This is a genomic window from Pseudomonas promysalinigenes (assembly GCF_014269025.2).
GTDB lineage: Bacteria > Pseudomonadota > Gammaproteobacteria > Pseudomonadales > Pseudomonadaceae > Aquipseudomonas > Aquipseudomonas promysalinigenes.
In genome coordinates, this window is the sequence record NZ_CP077094.1 from 1,123,462 (window position 1) to 1,138,758 (window position 15,297).

Genomic DNA, 15,297 nt, shown 5'->3' on the forward strand with positions numbered 1-15,297 from the left:
ATGCATTTTGCGGGTGAGCTCGAAGGTTGCAGCTCACCCCAAACCATGTGCCGTGATTGCGGCGTGAGTTCAGCCGCGAACCAAGCGACGCGGGGTACGGCACGGGCGCTGATTAGCAGTCAGGCATAAAAAAACCCGCCAGAAGGCGGGTTTTTTTGAAAGCTAGAAAGCTTAGATCGACTTAGGCGATCTGAACTTCTTCAGCCTGCATGCCTTTCTGGCCGCGGGTAGCGACGAAAGTAACAGCCTGGCCTTCTTTCAGGGTTTTGAAGCCGTCAGCTTGGATGGCTTTGAAGTGCACGAACAGGTCATCGCCCGACTGAGGGGTGATGAAGCCGTAGCCTTTCTCATCGTTGAACCACTTAACGGTACCGGATTGACGGTTGGACATTTTTCTGTCTCCTTGGACAATTTGATAACGGTCAGGAAAAACCCTGCCCGGGACTGAGCGCAAAGAGAGCAGAAAATTCAGCGATGGGCCGATCAGGATCGTGCATCAAACTAGAGATTCTCGGTGTCACGTGCAGCACAGTGGCGCCACCTTACCCCACTTTCCGCAAGCTGCCAATGGTCTGTGAACGCTTTAGGCAAATTCAGATCGGCGGCGGCTGCAAGCCTCGTGCGACGCGGGGTGAGGCTTGGAACTTTAACCCTGGCCTCGGGACCGGTAATATGCGCGTCTGGATTTTCCCCTCGCAACTCTTCAGGACACCCCGCCATGAGCATCAAATCGGACAAGTGGATTCGCCGCATGGCGCAGGAACACGGCATGATCGAGCCATTCGTCGAGCGCCAAGTGCGCGGCGAGCAGGACAGCCGGGTCATCTCCTTCGGCGTCTCCAGCTACGGCTACGACGTACGCTGCGCTGATGAATTCAAAGTGTTCACCAACATCAACTCGGCCACCGTCGACCCGAAAAACTTCGATGCCGGCAGCTTCGTCGACGTCAAGAGCGATGTGTGCATCATCCCGCCCAACTCCTTCGCCCTGGCCCGTACCGTCGAGTATTTCCGTATTCCGCGCAACGTTCTGACCATCTGCCTGGGCAAAAGCACCTATGCCCGTTGCGGCATCATCGTGAACGTGACGCCGCTGGAGCCTGAGTGGGAGGGCCACGTGACGTTGGAGTTTTCCAACACCACTACTTTGCCGGCGAAGATCTACGCCAATGAAGGTGTGGCGCAGATGCTGTTCCTCGAATCCGATGAAGAGTGCGAAGTGTCGTACAAGGACCGTGGCGGTAAGTACCAAGGACAACGCGGCGTTACCCTGCCTCGCACCTGATCCGACGAGCGCGGGGAATTAGTTTCGACGTTGGCACTCCAAGAGATTGAACAGTGCCGATACGTATGCAACGTGTCGGCCCTAGTCAGGAGTTGCCTATGAAACTTGACCCCGCAATCAGTGCCAAGCTGGCTGTCATGCAGCCCAACCAGATTGGGTTGCTGGCCTGGTCAGTACTCGCGCATCCACTTCCCATTCAGGCCGGTGGTGTGCCGCACCAGCCCGATCCTGATACGCCGCAACCTACACAGCCTGGCGATACGCCTAATGAGCCGGGTAACCCCACCCGTCCCGATGATCCGCCTCCTTCACCCGTAGTGTGACTGCTAGGCCAGCGCCCAGATCTGGTCGCCTCCAGTGAGGTAGACGCGGGCGCCATGGCCGGGCTCAACCAACCATCCACCGGTGAACTCCCCAAAGGCCGGTAGCAGGCTGACCTGTGCGTCCATGAGGAAGCACGGCAGCCTGAGCCTTTGCCGTGCGCGCCCACGCAGCAGGTATGCCGGATGCACGTGTCCGGCCAGCACCGGGTACTCTGGATGCGGCTGGGGCTCATGCTGCAAGGCAAAAGGAGCCATCAACAGAGGCTCGTCCTGGACCTCTATGGCTAATGTGGCAGGTGGGTCCCCTGCGTGATGGTCATGGTTGCCACGTACCAGTACGACTTTCAACAGATCATGCCGGGCTCTCCACTCATGCAGCCTGGCCAGGGTGGCCGGGGCATGGGCTTTGCGCGCATGCAGGAAGTCGCCAAGGATGATCAACTGCTCGCACGGGTACTGCTGCAGCAAGCCGTCCAGGCGCGCCAGGGTCGCCGATGTGGTGCCGCGGGGAACGGGTTGATGCAGCGCTCGGTAACTGGCTGCCTTGCCGATATGTACGTCGGCCACCAGCAGAGCGCGATGAGCCGGCCAATAGATGGCCTTGTCCGCCAGCAACCAAAGCGTCTCGCCGCAGTGTTCGATAATCAGGTGATTACTCGTCATCGATTGGCCGCTTTTTCCAAGTCTGCCACCATGCGCGCGATACGGTCTGCCAGCTTTTCGGTACTCAAGGTTTCCCGCATGCCCTCGACCAGCAGAGCGAAAGCCAGCGGGCCAGGTCGCTGCAGCTGGCGCAGGTCCAGTTGCAACTGCTGCATCTTGGTTAACTGACGGTGCAGCCGTTCGATTTCCAACTCTTCGTTCAGCACCTCATCGCGCGCCTGGCCAAGCAGCAAGTTGCCAGCATCATGCTTGCGGAACACTTCGTAGAACAGGCCGCTGGACGCCTGGATCTGCCGTGTGCTTTTTTGCGCGGCAGGGTACCCACCGAACACCAGCCCGGCGATCTGAGCGATCTCACGAAAACGCCGCAGCGCCATTTCCCCAGCATTCAGGCTGGCCATCACATCCTCCAGCAGGTTGTCGCCGCCAAGCGCACCCGGCAAGCAACCTGCCCAATCTACATCGCTAGGGCTGAGCAGTTCGAAACCGTAGTCGTTCACAGCGATGGATACCGATAACGGCTGCTCGCGGCTCACCCGCCAGGCGATCAGGTTGGCCAAGCCCAGGTTCGCCATGCGCCCGGCGAATGGGTAGAGAAAGAGGTGCGAGCCCTGGCGGGTGCTGAGCGTTTCTGCCAATAGGGTGTTGCAGGTTGGCAAGGCTGACCACTGCGCCTGCAACGTGAGCAGGGGCCGTACCGCTTGCATCTCTGGCCCTCGGAACTGTTCCTGTGAGGCAGCATCGAGCTGTTCGACGAGTGCGTCAGCCAGTTCGCTGGACAGTGGCATGCGCCCCCCATTCCAGCGCGCCAGCGCAGCCTTGCGCGAAGTGCTGCGCCGTACATAGGCGGTCATGCCTTCCACTCGCACCAGCTCCAGGATACGGCCGCCGAATACCAGGCTGTCACCGGGCCGCAAGCGGGCGATGAAGGCTTCTTCGACGCTCCCCAGGTGTTTGCCGCCGCCGCCCTTGCTCCAGTATTTGAGCTGCAGGCTGGCCTCGCTGACGATGGTGCCGATACCCATGCGCTGGCGGCGCGCCAGGCGTTCGCTGGCTACCCGCCAGACACCGTCGGGGTGTGCCTCGACGCGCTGGTAATCCGGGTATGCGGTCAGGGCGTGGCCGCCGTGGTTGACGAAGTCCAGCGCCCATTGCCACTGGCTGTCGCGCAGCTCGCGGAACGCCCAGGTACTGCGCACTTCGGCGAGCAATTGGTCCGGGCGAAAACCACTGCCCAACGCCATGCTCACCAGGTGCTGGACCAGCACGTCCATACACAGGCGTGGCGAGCGACGCGCTTCGATATGCCCCTCAGCCAGTGCTGCCCGGGCTGCGGCGGCCTCAACCAACTCCAGGCTGTGGGTCGGCACCAAGGTGATGCGCGAACGCCGCCCTGGGGCATGGCCAGAGCGACCGGCGCGCTGCATGAGGCGGGCAATGCCTTTGGTCGAGCCGATCTGCAGCACACGTTCCACCGGGAGGAAGTCCACGCCCAGGTCGAGGCTGGAGGTGCAGATCACGGCCTTGAGCGTGCCCTGCTTGAGGCTTTGCTCGACCCAGTCACGTGTTGCCCGGGCCAGCGATGCATGGTGCAAGGCAATCTGCCCGGCCCAGTCGGGGCGGGCATCAAGCAATGCCTGGTACCAGAGTTCGGCCTGGGCGCGGGTGTTGGTGAATACCAGGCTGCTGGTGCTGGCATCGAGTTCATGGGCAACCTGGTCAAGCATTTTCAGCCCCATGTGCCCGGCCCAGGGAAAGCGCTCAATCGCTGTGGGCAGCAAGGTGTCGACCAGCAATTGCTTGTCCTGGCGGCCTTTGACCAATTGGCCGCCACCCGGTAGCAGCACCTCCAGGGCGTGGGACAGGTTGCCTAGAGTCGCCGACAAGCCCCAGGTTACCAGCCCCGGGTGCCATCGACGCAAACGCGCCAATGCCAGCTGCAACTGCACGCCACGCTTGTTGCCGAGCAGTTCATGCCACTCATCCACCACCACCAGGCGCAGGTTAGCGAAGTCTTCAGCCGCCTGAGCTCGGGTCAGCAGCAGTGTCAGGCTTTCTGGTGTGGTGATCAGGGTGCTTGGCAAACGCCGGGCCTGCCGAGCGCGCTCGGCGCTGCCAGTGTCGCCACTGCGTACGCCAACCGTCCAGTCCAAGCCAAGCTCATCCAATGGTGCTTGCAGGGCGCGCGCAGTATCTGCGGCCAGTGCGCGCATTGGGGTGATCCATAACACCTGCAGCGGTGCAGGCTGGCGCCCCTTGGTTGGCTTGGCGAATGCGCGCAGCGCTGCCAGCCATAGCGCGTAGGTTTTGCCTGCCCCGGTGCTGGCATGCAGCAGCCCGGATTCGCCGCGACCTACTGCTGCCCACACCTGGCGCTGAAACGCGAATGGCTTCCAGTTGCGGGCTTTGAACCAGGCATTGGCTAGGTCGGAATGAGCGGGCATGGTGCCGAAGGTCCTGAGAGATCGTGTTCTACAGACCACCGGCCACCAGTATTGGTTTTAATCGATCAATTGGCCAAGAGGTAACCGCTGCGGCACACCTGCTCGCCTGCGACATGGGCAATCACCATGCCTGCCGTGGCCATGCGCCGAACATTGCGCGCATACAACAGGCCCGGCTGGCTGTTGCGGATTGCGCTCACACGGTCGCTCAACGGGTCAATGACTTCGGCGATCAGTTGCCCTGCCTGCAGATACTGGCCAGGGCGCGCGTGGTACACCAGCAGCCCACCGAGCGGGGCAATCACCGGCTCCACAGCTGCCAGCGGGGTGGCTGGGTGAGGCAGCGCTGGCAATGGGGCAGGGGTGCCCTGGATGACTTTCGTGTGGGTCAGGTACTCGAGTATGGCCTGGCTGTCTTGATTGGCCAGCTCATGGGTCACATCCGCCTGGCCGCGCAGCTCCACAGTGACCGCGAGGCTGCCCAGTGGGATCGGGAAGCGCTTGGCAAAGCGCTGTTGCAGTTGCCACCACACCAGGCTGAAACACTCATCAAACGACTGCCCGCCTGAGTCGGTGGCCAGCAGGCTCGCCTGCGCCCCCAGGTAGCGCGCCAGTGGCTCGACCTGAGGCCAGGCTTCGGGGGTGGTGTAGAGGTGCTCGACTGCCTCGAAATCACAGTGCAGGTCCAGCACCATGTCGGCATCGCACGCCAGACGTTGCAAGGCCAGGCGTTGAGACTGCAGTGGCGTCTGCGCCGTCTGGGCATCCAGGCCGCGACGCAGATACTCGCGTATCAGTGCCCGGTTGTGGGTTGGGTCTTGAGTCAGATGGCCTTCGATCTGGTCACCGATGCTGTCGGAGAGGTCGACGAAGTTGCGGTTGAAGTTCTCCCCGCTTTGCAGCTCGAAACGGCCCAAGGGGGCGTCCAGCATCACCTGCGCCAGGCCAACCGGGTTGGCCACCGGTACCAGGATGATCTCGCCGAGCAGGCGGCCTTGCTGTTCAAGTTCGCTCAGGCGACGTTTGAGGTGCCAGGCTACGAGCATACCGGGCAGTTCGTCGGCGTGCAGCGAAGCCTGGATATACACCTTCGCCCCCCCTTTTGGGCCGAAGTGGAAGCTGTGCAGTTGGCGGGTGATGCCCGGCACGGGCGAAAGCAGTTCGTGGGTCGAGTGATGCATGGTGGTCCTGGCTGCGTGGCGAAAACGGTCTGCGACACGGGTCGGCAGAAAGATAGAAGCATACTTTCTGCGATAGCGCCTCACCGTGTGCCTTGTTCAGACCAGCAAGGCCTGCAGACTGGCCAGGTCGTCGGCTTCGTCCACCGGCTTGTCCAGGCGCCAGCGCAGCATCCGTGGAAAGCGCACGGCGATGCCGCTCTTGTGGCGTTTGGAGAGTGCAATGCCCTCGAAGCCCAACTCGAATACCAGCGTGGGCTTGACGCTTCGCACTGGCCCGAACGTCTCCACCGTGGTTTTGCGAATGATCGCATCGACCTTGCGCATTTCCTCGTCGCTAAGCCCGGAGTACGCCTTGGCGAATGGCACCAGGGCCCTGTCGGGAGTGCCGGGTGGCGCATTCCACACAGCGAAGGTGTAGTCGCTGTACAAACTGGCGCGGCGGCCGTGGCCGCGCTGGGCGTAGATCAGAACCGCATCGACGCTGAACGGGTCGATCTTCCACTTCCACCACAGGCCCATGTCTTTGGTGCGGCCTACGCCGTACAGGGCATCGCGCTGCTTGAGCATCAGGCCCTCGACACCCAGAACACGGGACTGCTCCCGTTGTTGGGCCAGGTCGCTCCAATCGTTACCCTCAAGCAAGGGCGAAAGCAGCAACGGTGCCAGTGGCTGTTCCTGCACCAGACGCTCTAGCTGTTGACGCCGCTCGTGTTGCGGCCGGCTGCGCCAGTCTTCGCCTTGCCATTCCAACAGGTCATAGGCTTGCAGCACTACCGGAGCGTCGGCCAGTAGTTTCTTGCCCAAGGTTTTGCGGCCGATGCGTTGCTGCAGCACCGCGAAGGGTTGTACGGCCGGCACATCAGGGTCGCCAGCGGGCTTCCAGACCAGAATCTCGCCGTCCAGTACTGTGCCGTCAGGTAGGCTTTCAGCCAATGCATGCAGCTCGGGAAAGCGGTCGGTGACCAGCTCTTCGCCGCGTGACCAGATCCACAGCTGGCCCTCACGCTTGACCACCTGGGCACGTATGCCATCCCACTTCCATTCGATCTGCCATTCAGAGGGCGGGCCGAGCTGAGCCTGAAACTCCTCAGCCGGGGCTTGCAGCGGGTGAGCGAGAAAGAACGGATAAGGCTGGCCGCCGCGCTGGCTGTGTTCATCGGCGGATTCTTCAGCGACCAGCTTGTGGTAACTGGTGGCCGTCGGCCGATGGCTGATGTCGGTGTAGCCTACCATTCGTTGAGCGACGCGCTTGGCGTCCAGGCCTGCGAGTTGGGCCAGGGCGCGAGTGACCAGCAATTTGGAAACGCCTACGCGAAAACTGCCCGTGATCAGCTTCAGGCATAGCATCAGGCTAGGGCGGTCCAATTGTGCCCACAAAGGCGGCAGTCGCTGCTGGATAACCTCTGCGGGCAGCCCACGCAAGGGCAGCAGATGAGTTTCGACCCAGTAGGCCAGGCCCTCGTCGCTGCCCTGGCTAGCGTCAGGCAGCAGCAGCGAAATGGCTTCGGCCAAATCGCCTACGGCTTGATAGCTCTCTTCGAACAACCACTCAGGCAAACCGGCCATCGCCGTTGCCAGTTCACGTAGTGTTCGTGTGGGCACCAATTGCCGAGGGCGGCCCCCAGCAAGAAAATACACAGCCCATGCAGCATCTTCGGCAGGCGCCGATGCGAAGTAGTCGCGCAACGCCTCGAGCTTGGCATTGCTGGACGTAGTGGCATCCAGGCGCAGGTAGAGTTCGGCGAATGCTTTCATGCCTCGGGCTCCGTGGCCGGGGTGTCATCCTCTTCGCCATACTCGGTGACGAAAGCCCGAGCATCCAGGCCTTGCTCATTGAGGTAGCGCACCAGCACGTTCACTGAGCCGTGGGTCACCATGACCCGCTCGGCGCCAGTCTGGCCGATGGCCCAGAGCAGCCCTGGCCAGTCGGCATGGTCGGACAACACGAAGCCGCGGTCCACACCGCGGCGCCGCCGTGTTCCGCGCAGCAGCATCCAGCCGCTGGCGAAGGCGTCGCTGTAATCGCCGAAACGGCGCATCCACGTGCTGCCAGCGGCCGAAGGTGGCGCCAGCACCAGCGCTCTTTGCATCAGTGGGTCTTTGCGGGGAATATCGCCGGCATACCGAGTAGGCGGCAGGTACACCCCAGCTTCGCGGTAGACCCGGTTCAGTGGCTCGACAGCGCCATGCACCAGAATCGGGCCGATGTCCGGGTCCAGGCCATGCAGAATCCGCTGCGCCTTGCCGAAGGCATAGCAGAATAAAACGCTGGCCTTGCCTTGCTCACAATTGCTGCGCCACCAAGCATTGATGCCGGCGAAGATTTCCGCCTGGCTGGGCCAGCGATAGATCGGCAGGCCGAACGTGGATTCGGTGATGAAGGTATGGCAGCGCACCGGCTCGAAGGCGCTACAGGTGCCATCCGGTTCGACTTTGTAATCGCCCGACGCGACCCACACTTCGCCTTGGTATTCCAAGCGCACCTGCGCCGACCCCAACACATGGCCGGCTGGGTGCAGGCTGAGGGTGACGCCATGGTGCTGGATGCGCTCACCGTAGGCCAGGGTCTGCAAGTCGATGCCCTGGCCCAAGCGGCTGCGCAGGATGCCCTCACCGGGTGCAGCGGTCAGGTAATGGCTATTGCCCGTGCGGGCATGGTCGCCGTGCCCGTGGGTGATCACTGCGCGCTCGACCGGGCGCCAGGGGTCTATGTAAAAGTCGCCGGGCGGGCAGTACAGGCCTTCGGGGCGGGCGATGACGAGGTCCATGGCATGCCTGTGCTGGTTGTGGGTTACCAGTTAGGAGCTTTGGCCACGGGGGGAAGTTCGTATGGAATTGGCTCACAGCTGCCTGGCTTGGCTAAGGCGGCGGCTGGAGTGCAGCCGGCTGCTCGATCCCTCAGGCGCTGAAGATGCTGAGGCGTGCCCACTGACACGCCTCGCTTTGCGTCATTGTGCTGCAACCCTCAACGCCCCGGCACCAAGGTCAAGCGCTGGCTGCCATAAGCCCGTGCGAAATGCTGCGGCTGCAGCGGCAGGCTCATGAAGCGCCCCTTGAACCAGGCATCCAGGCCGTCGGCGTAGTGCGCGCTGGCCGGGTTGCCGGACTGTCCGCTGCTGGTCAGCACCTGTAGGGGTTCGGCCTGGCTGAAATCGACGATCATCCTTGCCGAAGCCGGCAGGCGCGTGTCGAAATCGCTACCCCAGGCGTATGGGGTCAGGCTCAACGTGGTGAAGTCGCCACCGGCGGCCAGTGGTGAGTGGCTAAGCGCGTCACCCAGGCCGTGATAAGCGGGCGCCGGCCAGCGATACTGGTGCAGCTTGCCCCATTGCCAGGCGCTTAGGTCGCTGCCCAGTTGCGCGGAGCCAACATCTACCGCAGCTGCCAGGCTGCGGGCGAGGATGGCCGGTTTGTCCTCTTTTTGCGCTGTGGTGCGATCATCCCAGAATGGGCTGTCGTCGCGCCCCAGCAGGTGGTCGGCCTGAGCCGAGTAAGACAACCGGGCATTACTGACGAATGCTTGCCAGGCAGGGCCCGACTCCGGGCCGAGGTCGTCGAGGAAGGTCTGCCGAGTGACTTCCTGAAGGAACAGCTCGTAAAGCGCTGCATCCGCCGAAACCGGGCTCAGGCGGCCATCGAATGCCTTCAGACGAGCAAGCGCGTTTCGCGCTTTGTCGCGCTGAGCCGGCGGCAGGGCATCGATGGCCTGCTTGAGCGGCTGGGCCATGCCGGGAGCCTCGAACATCTGCTTGAGCTTGGCGGCCATCAGCGTCACCTGATCATTCTGCATGGCCATCAGGCTGCGCGCGTCGTGTCGGCCGTTGCCGGCCAGCTGGGCCAGGCGCTCTGCACGCTCAGGGTAGTACCAGGTGCTGGACAGCTGCATGCCATAGCCACGGGGCAGGCTGCGCTGGTTGGCGTGGGCGATCCAGCCGGCCGGAGGGTCCTGGTCATAGGGGTGCAGCATCGGGTCGGCATAGCCGTCCCAGTCATAGCGCCCATCCCAGCCTGGCGACGGCAGCAGGCCCTGGCCCTCACGGCGGTTGGGGTAGCGGCCGCTAACCTGCCAGCCGATGTGCTCAGGTTCGGCGAAGACGAAGTTCAGGGCAGCGCTGGCCACCTCACGGGTACTGTCGAAGGCACGCTCCACATTCTGTGCCCGGGTCAGGTCGAACAGTGCGTCGAGGCTGCGGTCGCCCTTGAGCTGTGGCAGGCTCAGGGCCAGGCCTAGGCTCGGGTTGCCGGCCTGGGGCAGCAGTGTGCCGTGGCGAGTGTCGTACATCACTTCGCGCTGTGGGCGCTGGCCGCGTACGAAGAACGTCTCGCTGCGCGCCCGCGCCGCTAGCCATTTGCCGTCGGCCAGGTAGCTCACCTGGCTGCCGGCGTGCCGCAGTTGCTCCAGGTACAGGTCTTGGTTATCAGCCATTACTGCGCTGCTGCTCCAGGCCAGTTTGCCGTTGTAACCGGCCAACACGATGGGAAAGCCCGGCAGAGAAAGGCCCGCGACCTGATACTTGCCCGTGTGGATCTGCACCGGGCTCAAGGCCCAGGTGGCGCGGCTGTCACTGGCCAACAGGCTCTTGCCACTGCGGCTGCGCTGCGGGCCGAGCGCCAGGTTGGCTGACCCAGGGCTGCCGAGCAGGTCGAGGTCGGCGAGTTTCTGGCTGGCTGCCGCCAATGCGGGCAAGCCTGGTAATTGGCTGCCCAGGTTCACGCCTTTGAGTTTCTCCACCTCGGCGTCAGGCAGAGGTTCGTCCGGTGCGCCGGGCAGCAGCCAAGGCAATTTGGCGCTGCCCACCTTTTGCGCCAGGGTCAGGGCGCTGAGCTCTTCGTGCAAATTCACCGACTGGCTGAAGGCGTAGAGGCTGAAAATCAATGCCGAATCCTCAGGCTTCCAGTACTCCGCCCGATACCCGGTGCTGGCCAGGTTTGCCGGTAGTTTGTCGCGGTATCGGAACAGGTAGGCATTGACGCCTCGTGCATACACCTCGAAAAAGCGCTTCAAGCGCGGCGAGGCATCGGCGTATTGCTGGGCAGCACGCTGCTTGAGGTTGGCGGCGCGCATCAGGCGGTCGATATCCAGCGCCTCGCTGCCGGCCAACTCTGCCAGGCGGCCTTGGGCCAGCAGGCGCATGGCGAGCATCTGCTCGATGCGATCACCGGCATGCACATAGCCAAGGGTGAACAGGGCATCATGGAAGCTGCTGCTTTCGATCAGCGCTGCACCCATGGCGTTGCGCCGTACCGATACGTTCTGGGCCAGGCCCTTGAGCGGCTGTACCCCCGTGGTTGGCGGCACGCTGTCCTGATAGCCCCCCATCTGACAGCCGGCCAGGCCGAGCATGCCTAGCAAGGTGGCGGCGGCGGTGAACCGCAGGCGGAAGGGAGGGCGGACGAGGGCGGCCATGACAAGGGCTCCTGCAAGGCGTGGCGAGGTTGGAAAGGCGCTAAGGTAGTGAGCGCGCAGGCGCCGTGCAAGGTGTGCGCAAGCTTTATTTACCAGCGGTCGCTGCAGCGCATTCGGGCAACTGCAGCGACCGGCATTCAAGGTGTCAGGCGCCGTGGCACTTCTTGAACTTCTTCTCGCTGCCGCATGGGCATGGATCGTTGCGACCAACGTCTTTCAGGGCGTTGCGCACCGGCTCCTGGTGGCCGTGGTTGCAGTGCGGGCCGTGCACATGGCCGTGGTCGTGATCATGATGATCGTGACCGTGGTTGCAGTCTGGGCCATGAACATGGGGTTGCTGGGTCATTGCTGGTTACTCCGGTTTGAGATCGCCGGGCATTATCTCACCACTGCGGCGCAAGTGCAGGTCCTGATGGATGATCAGCCCGGTTTCGAGCTCGCCTTGCAGGCGATAATGCAGCGCCTGGTTGCTTTTGAGTAATTTGACCAACGGCTTCAGGTGCTGCCATAGATTGGTCCGCGCGGTGATCTTGAACGTGCGCCGTGCGTGCCCGCCAACACTGCGCCAGAGGCTGACATCATCCTGCACCAGCAAAAGGTCGTTCAGCCATACCGAGTAACTGAGGTTGCGGATGAACAGGCGGCTGTCATTGGGGTTGTCGACGCGAAGGTGCAGGACGAACTCCTGTTGCAGCAACCGTGCCTTGACCGTTTCGACCTTGTCCAGGTGTAACTGAGGTTCGCGCCAGTCGTCATCGCCCCAGCTCGCACAGCCTCCCAGCAGCACCAGAAGGACACTTAACAAGAGCAGGCGGCTGGCGGCAATCATGCTCAATTACCGACGTAACTGGCGCAGCATTTCTTGAACTTCTGCCCGCTGGCGCAGGGGCAGGGGTCGTTGCGACCGGCCTTGAGTGCGACGGTGGGGTCGATGAAGTACCAGCGCCCCTCGTGCTGCACGAAAGCGGAGCGTTCTCGGTGTTGATGGTCGCCTTGCAGGTCATGCCAGCGCGCGATGAAGGTCACGAAGGCGTGCTCGGGCTTACCGCCAAGCACTTCAGCGCTCTGCACCTGTAGCCCCAACCAGGTGCTCTGGGCGCTCCAGGCTGCAATCGCATCACGGTCCAGTTCGTCTTGTTGGGCAGGCAGGGTGGTAGCCACCAGGTAGTCGACCAGCCCCAATACATAGGCGCTGTAACGCGAGCGCATCAACGCCTGGGCGTCGGGAGCCGGGGTGCCGGCGTGGTAATGCCCACAGCAGGCCTCGAGCAGATTGCCGCTGCCACACGGGCAAACCGAGACACTCATCATCACCACCAATACTTGCCGAAATTTTCAGGGTTGGCCCAGAACTTGGCGTTGAGCCAGTCCGGGACCTGCTTGTAGTCATGTAGATCATAGGTGAACAAGCTCAAGACCTGCTGGTCACGGCGGAATTTCTCGCTGGCCGACAGTGCCAGGGAGAAGAAATCGGTATCCCGCCAGCCACAGGCGGGTAGGTCGGCCAGTACCGCCACGCGGCTGGCATTGAGGTTGCGAATGCCGCCCAACAATTGCAGCCCCGTGCGTTTGGGCAGGTGCTCCAGGCAGTCCACCAGTACGGCCAGGTCAAAGCGCTGAGCCGCCACCGTTGCCGGCAAGGGCCCTGGCGGGCAGGTTTCGATCGTGACCTGCGGGTGAGCATCGGCAAAGGCGTCCAGGGCCGGGAAGCGGGTGCCCACCAGCAGCAGGCGCTGTGGCGTAAAGCGTTCTAGCAGGGCGGCCAAAGCTTGTTGTGGAGTGCGCTGGGAAAAACCGTCGGTCATTGCCAATCCTCGTTCTAGACACCCAAGACTAGCGGGCCATTGCCCGTCGGCATAGAGGAAAGTGGCTGCGCAGTGGCTTATTGCTGGCAGGGATGGATAGTGCCGTCTTTACTCCGAAAGATCGGCCTTGAGTCGATTCCCCTAGGAGAAGCTACGAAATGAGCATAGTACGCACAGCATTACCCTTGGTGTTGCTCACCAGTGTGTTGACTGGTTGCGCAGGTTTGCAAAAAACCGACTGGCCGAAGTGTGCTGCCGTCGGGGGTATCACCGGAGCCGGCCTGGGCGCCATCGAAAGCTCCAGTTGGGCGGGTTGGGGCGCGCTGCTTGGTGGTGGTCTGGCCGCGGGTTATTGCTGGGCTCATGGCGACGGTGACGAGGATGGCGATGGCGTGCCGGACAGCCGCGACAAGTGCCCAGGCACGCCCCGCGGCGTGAAGGTCGATGCCAACGGTTGCCCTCCACCAGCGCCTGCACCGGTGGTCGAGGAGGTAGTTGTTGTGAAGGAGGAAGTGATCGTCATACGTGATGTGCACTTCGAGTTCAACTCGTCACGCCTGACGGCCGCTGACAAAGACCGTCTGAATACTGTTGCCACTCGCCTCAAGCAAGAAGCGCCGAGTGCGCGCCTCAGTGTGACCGGCCACACCGACAGCGTGGGCTCGGACGCCTACAACCAGAAACTCTCCGAGCATCGTGCCCATGCGGTAACCGACTACCTGATCGACAGCGGCGTACCGCGCTCAAGCTTCGTATCGGTGGTGGGTGCTGGCGAGACCCAGCCAGTGGCAGACAATGCCACCGCCGAGGGCCGCGCCATGAACCGGCGTACCGAGATCAAAATCCAGCGTTGACCGCCCTGTGCCCGTGCCTCGAAAAGGGGCACGGGCGCGTTTTCAATCCTGTTATTGAGCCTCGGCCGATGGCTCAGCAGCACTCACCCCAATGCAATATCGCAGGCAGTGTCGCCATTGCCGAGGGTGCCGGCTTGCGCCAAGGCTGCGCCATTCACAACGACGTGATGCGCTGTTCAACGGACAAGCTGGCGCGTGCTGCGTCATTGCAGTTAGTGTTGGTTGCGCGGCTCGCTTGCCAGGGCCGCTTGAGCCTGACAATAAACAGACACGAAGGGGCGGGGTATGAAGTTCATTCTGGGCCTGGGCAAGATCCTGACCGTAGCATTTTGGGGCGTCGTGCTATTCAATCTGATGACGCCGCAACCGGTGCCGTTGAACCTGCTGATCAATGCGCTGGGCATTGTCGTGCTGAGCCTGCACGTGCTTGAGGTGCTGTTTTTCAATGCCAGCTTGCGAGGCCGAAGCCACCGCTGGTTCGATCGGCTGCAGATTCTGCTGACCGGTATCTTTCATGTCATGTCCATTCCCCGTCCGCAGGAGGCGCCTCGCCATGCGTAAATTGATAGTGCTGGCGGCATTGGCCGCGCCCATGGTCCAGGCCCAGAGCCTGGAGGTTGCCTCCCACTCCATATTGCGCCTGCCCAGCAAGTCGGCCGCGGTGCACCTTGAGCAGTTACGTGTGGCAGATTCTGCCACCTTATTGTTACCGGCCTCGTTGACCGAGCTGCGAGTCGACCACCTGCAGTTGGGGCGCGATGCGCGTATTGCCATCGCCCCGGCCGAAGCACCTCTGCTTATCGACGTCGCTAGCGCTGTGCTGGGTGAGGGCAGCGAATTCAGTGCGCCGGGTGCGCCTGGCACCTATGAACGGGCCGCTCGCTCTGGGCGAAGCCTTGAGTTGAAACTGACCGAGGTCGATGCCGAGCGCCTGGCCATCGATGCCCGGGGCGGCGCAGGCGCACCGGGTTACGTGGGCCTGGATGGTGCCAATGGCCAGGCCGGTGGTTGCGCGTGGGGCCAGGCGAGCAGAGGGGCCAACGGCGATGACGGTGGCAATGGGCATGACGGTGCCCCCGGCGGGCATGTTCGGCTGAGCCTACCGCAGGATTTTCCCCAGGATCGCGTTCTGGTTCGATTGGACGGCGGGGCACCGGGTAAGCCAGGTGCCGCAGGTAAACCGGGTAAAGGCGGGGCGAGCAAGGGCTGCCTGGTGTATCGCACCGATGCGGGGGCCAATGGTCGACCGGGCCAGGAGGGGCAGCCCGGGCTGGCCGGCGCGCAGGGTGAGTTGATCCTGCAGCGCTTGTGAACGCCTGCGTGCGCCCGGTTCAG

Annotated in this window: 16 protein-coding genes; 5 read left to right on the plus strand and 11 right to left on the minus strand. The window is 62.8% G+C overall.

Going from position 1 to position 15,297, the window contains the following annotated elements:
• Positions 1-181: 181 nt before the first annotated feature.
• Positions 182-391: a cold-shock protein gene (locus HU725_RS05230; RefSeq protein ID WP_016488765.1), complete on the minus strand. Its 210-nt coding sequence runs from the start codon at positions 389-391 to the stop codon at positions 182-184.
• A gap of 327 nt (positions 392-718) precedes the next feature.
• Between HU725_RS05230 and dcd the strand changes: the two genes are divergently transcribed.
• Together dcd and HU725_RS05240 are read left to right on the plus strand one after the other, a co-directional pair.
• Entirely contained in the window at positions 719-1,285 is a 567-nt protein-coding gene (gene dcd / locus HU725_RS05235) for a dCTP deaminase (protein WP_008096785.1), read from the plus strand.
• 98 nt (positions 1,286-1,383) lie between these two features.
• A complete protein-coding gene (locus HU725_RS05240) occupies positions 1,384-1,608 on the plus strand; it encodes a hypothetical protein (RefSeq protein ID WP_186477599.1) in 225 nt (74 codons plus the stop codon).
• A gap of 3 nt (positions 1,609-1,611) precedes the next feature.
• Here HU725_RS05240 and pdeM read toward each other — a convergent pair whose 3' ends face one another.
• The 10 genes from pdeM to HU725_RS05290 all read right to left on the minus strand — a co-directional run bounded on the left by pdeM (position 1,612) and on the right by HU725_RS05290 (position 13,108).
• Positions 1,612-2,271 (minus strand): ligase-associated DNA damage response endonuclease PdeM, encoded by a 660-nt coding sequence (gene pdeM / locus HU725_RS05245; protein ID WP_186477600.1) that lies wholly within the window; start codon positions 2,269-2,271, stop codon positions 1,612-1,614.
• Positions 2,268-4,715: a ligase-associated DNA damage response DEXH box helicase gene (locus HU725_RS05250; protein ID WP_186477601.1), complete on the minus strand. Its 2,448-nt coding sequence runs from the start codon at positions 4,713-4,715 to the stop codon at positions 2,268-2,270. The genes pdeM and HU725_RS05250 overlap by 4 nt, the downstream gene beginning before the upstream one ends.
• A 65-nt stretch (positions 4,716-4,780) precedes the next feature.
• Entirely contained in the window at positions 4,781-5,896 is a 1,116-nt protein-coding gene (locus tag HU725_RS05255) for a succinylglutamate desuccinylase/aspartoacylase family protein (protein WP_186477602.1), read from the minus strand.
• Positions 5,897-5,992: 96 nt separating this feature from the next.
• On the minus strand, positions 5,993-7,651 hold the full coding sequence (locus HU725_RS05260; protein WP_186477603.1) for an ATP-dependent DNA ligase: 1,659 nt from the start codon (positions 7,649-7,651) through the stop codon (positions 5,993-5,995).
• Positions 7,648-8,664 (minus strand): ligase-associated DNA damage response exonuclease, encoded by a 1,017-nt coding sequence (locus HU725_RS05265; RefSeq protein ID WP_186477604.1) that lies wholly within the window; start codon positions 8,662-8,664, stop codon positions 7,648-7,650. The genes HU725_RS05260 and HU725_RS05265 overlap by 4 nt, the downstream gene beginning before the upstream one ends.
• Before the next feature lie 197 nt (positions 8,665-8,861).
• Positions 8,862-11,303, minus strand: a complete 2,442-nt coding sequence (locus tag HU725_RS05270) for a penicillin acylase family protein (RefSeq protein ID WP_186477605.1) — start codon at positions 11,301-11,303, stop codon at positions 8,862-8,864.
• A 145-nt stretch (positions 11,304-11,448) separates the two neighbouring features.
• Positions 11,449-11,649, minus strand: coding sequence for an SEC-C metal-binding domain-containing protein (locus HU725_RS05275; protein ID WP_060477824.1), 201 nt, complete (start codon positions 11,647-11,649; stop codon positions 11,449-11,451).
• 6 nt (positions 11,650-11,655) lie between these two features.
• Entirely contained in the window at positions 11,656-12,132 is a 477-nt protein-coding gene (locus tag HU725_RS05280) for an LEA/WHy family protein (RefSeq protein ID WP_060477823.1), read from the minus strand.
• A gap of 2 nt (positions 12,133-12,134) precedes the next feature.
• Positions 12,135-12,611, minus strand: coding sequence for a YchJ family protein (locus tag HU725_RS05285; protein WP_060477822.1), 477 nt, complete (start codon positions 12,609-12,611; stop codon positions 12,135-12,137).
• Positions 12,612-12,613: 2 nt separating this feature from the next.
• Positions 12,614-13,108, minus strand: a complete 495-nt coding sequence (locus HU725_RS05290) for a DUF6231 family protein (RefSeq protein ID WP_060477821.1) — start codon at positions 13,106-13,108, stop codon at positions 12,614-12,616.
• A gap of 158 nt (positions 13,109-13,266) precedes the next feature.
• Here HU725_RS05290 and HU725_RS05295 point away from each other — a divergent pair, with 158 nt between their 5' ends.
• The 3 genes from HU725_RS05295 (at position 13,267) to HU725_RS05305 (ending at position 15,274) form a co-directional block, all read left to right on the plus strand.
• On the plus strand, positions 13,267-13,962 hold the full coding sequence (locus tag HU725_RS05295) for a PA1041 family peptidoglycan-binding anchor lipoprotein (RefSeq protein ID WP_186477606.1): 696 nt from the start codon (positions 13,267-13,269) through the stop codon (positions 13,960-13,962).
• Between the two features lie 285 nt (positions 13,963-14,247).
• Positions 14,248-14,523, plus strand: a complete 276-nt coding sequence (locus tag HU725_RS05300) for a DUF1145 domain-containing protein (RefSeq protein ID WP_060477819.1) — start codon at positions 14,248-14,250, stop codon at positions 14,521-14,523.
• Positions 14,516-15,274 carry a hypothetical protein gene (locus HU725_RS05305; RefSeq protein WP_060477818.1) on the plus strand — a complete coding sequence of 253 codons (759 nt, stop codon included), beginning with the start codon at positions 14,516-14,518 and terminating at the stop codon, positions 15,272-15,274. The genes HU725_RS05300 and HU725_RS05305 overlap by 8 nt, the downstream gene beginning before the upstream one ends.
• Positions 15,275-15,297 lie beyond the last annotated feature (23 nt).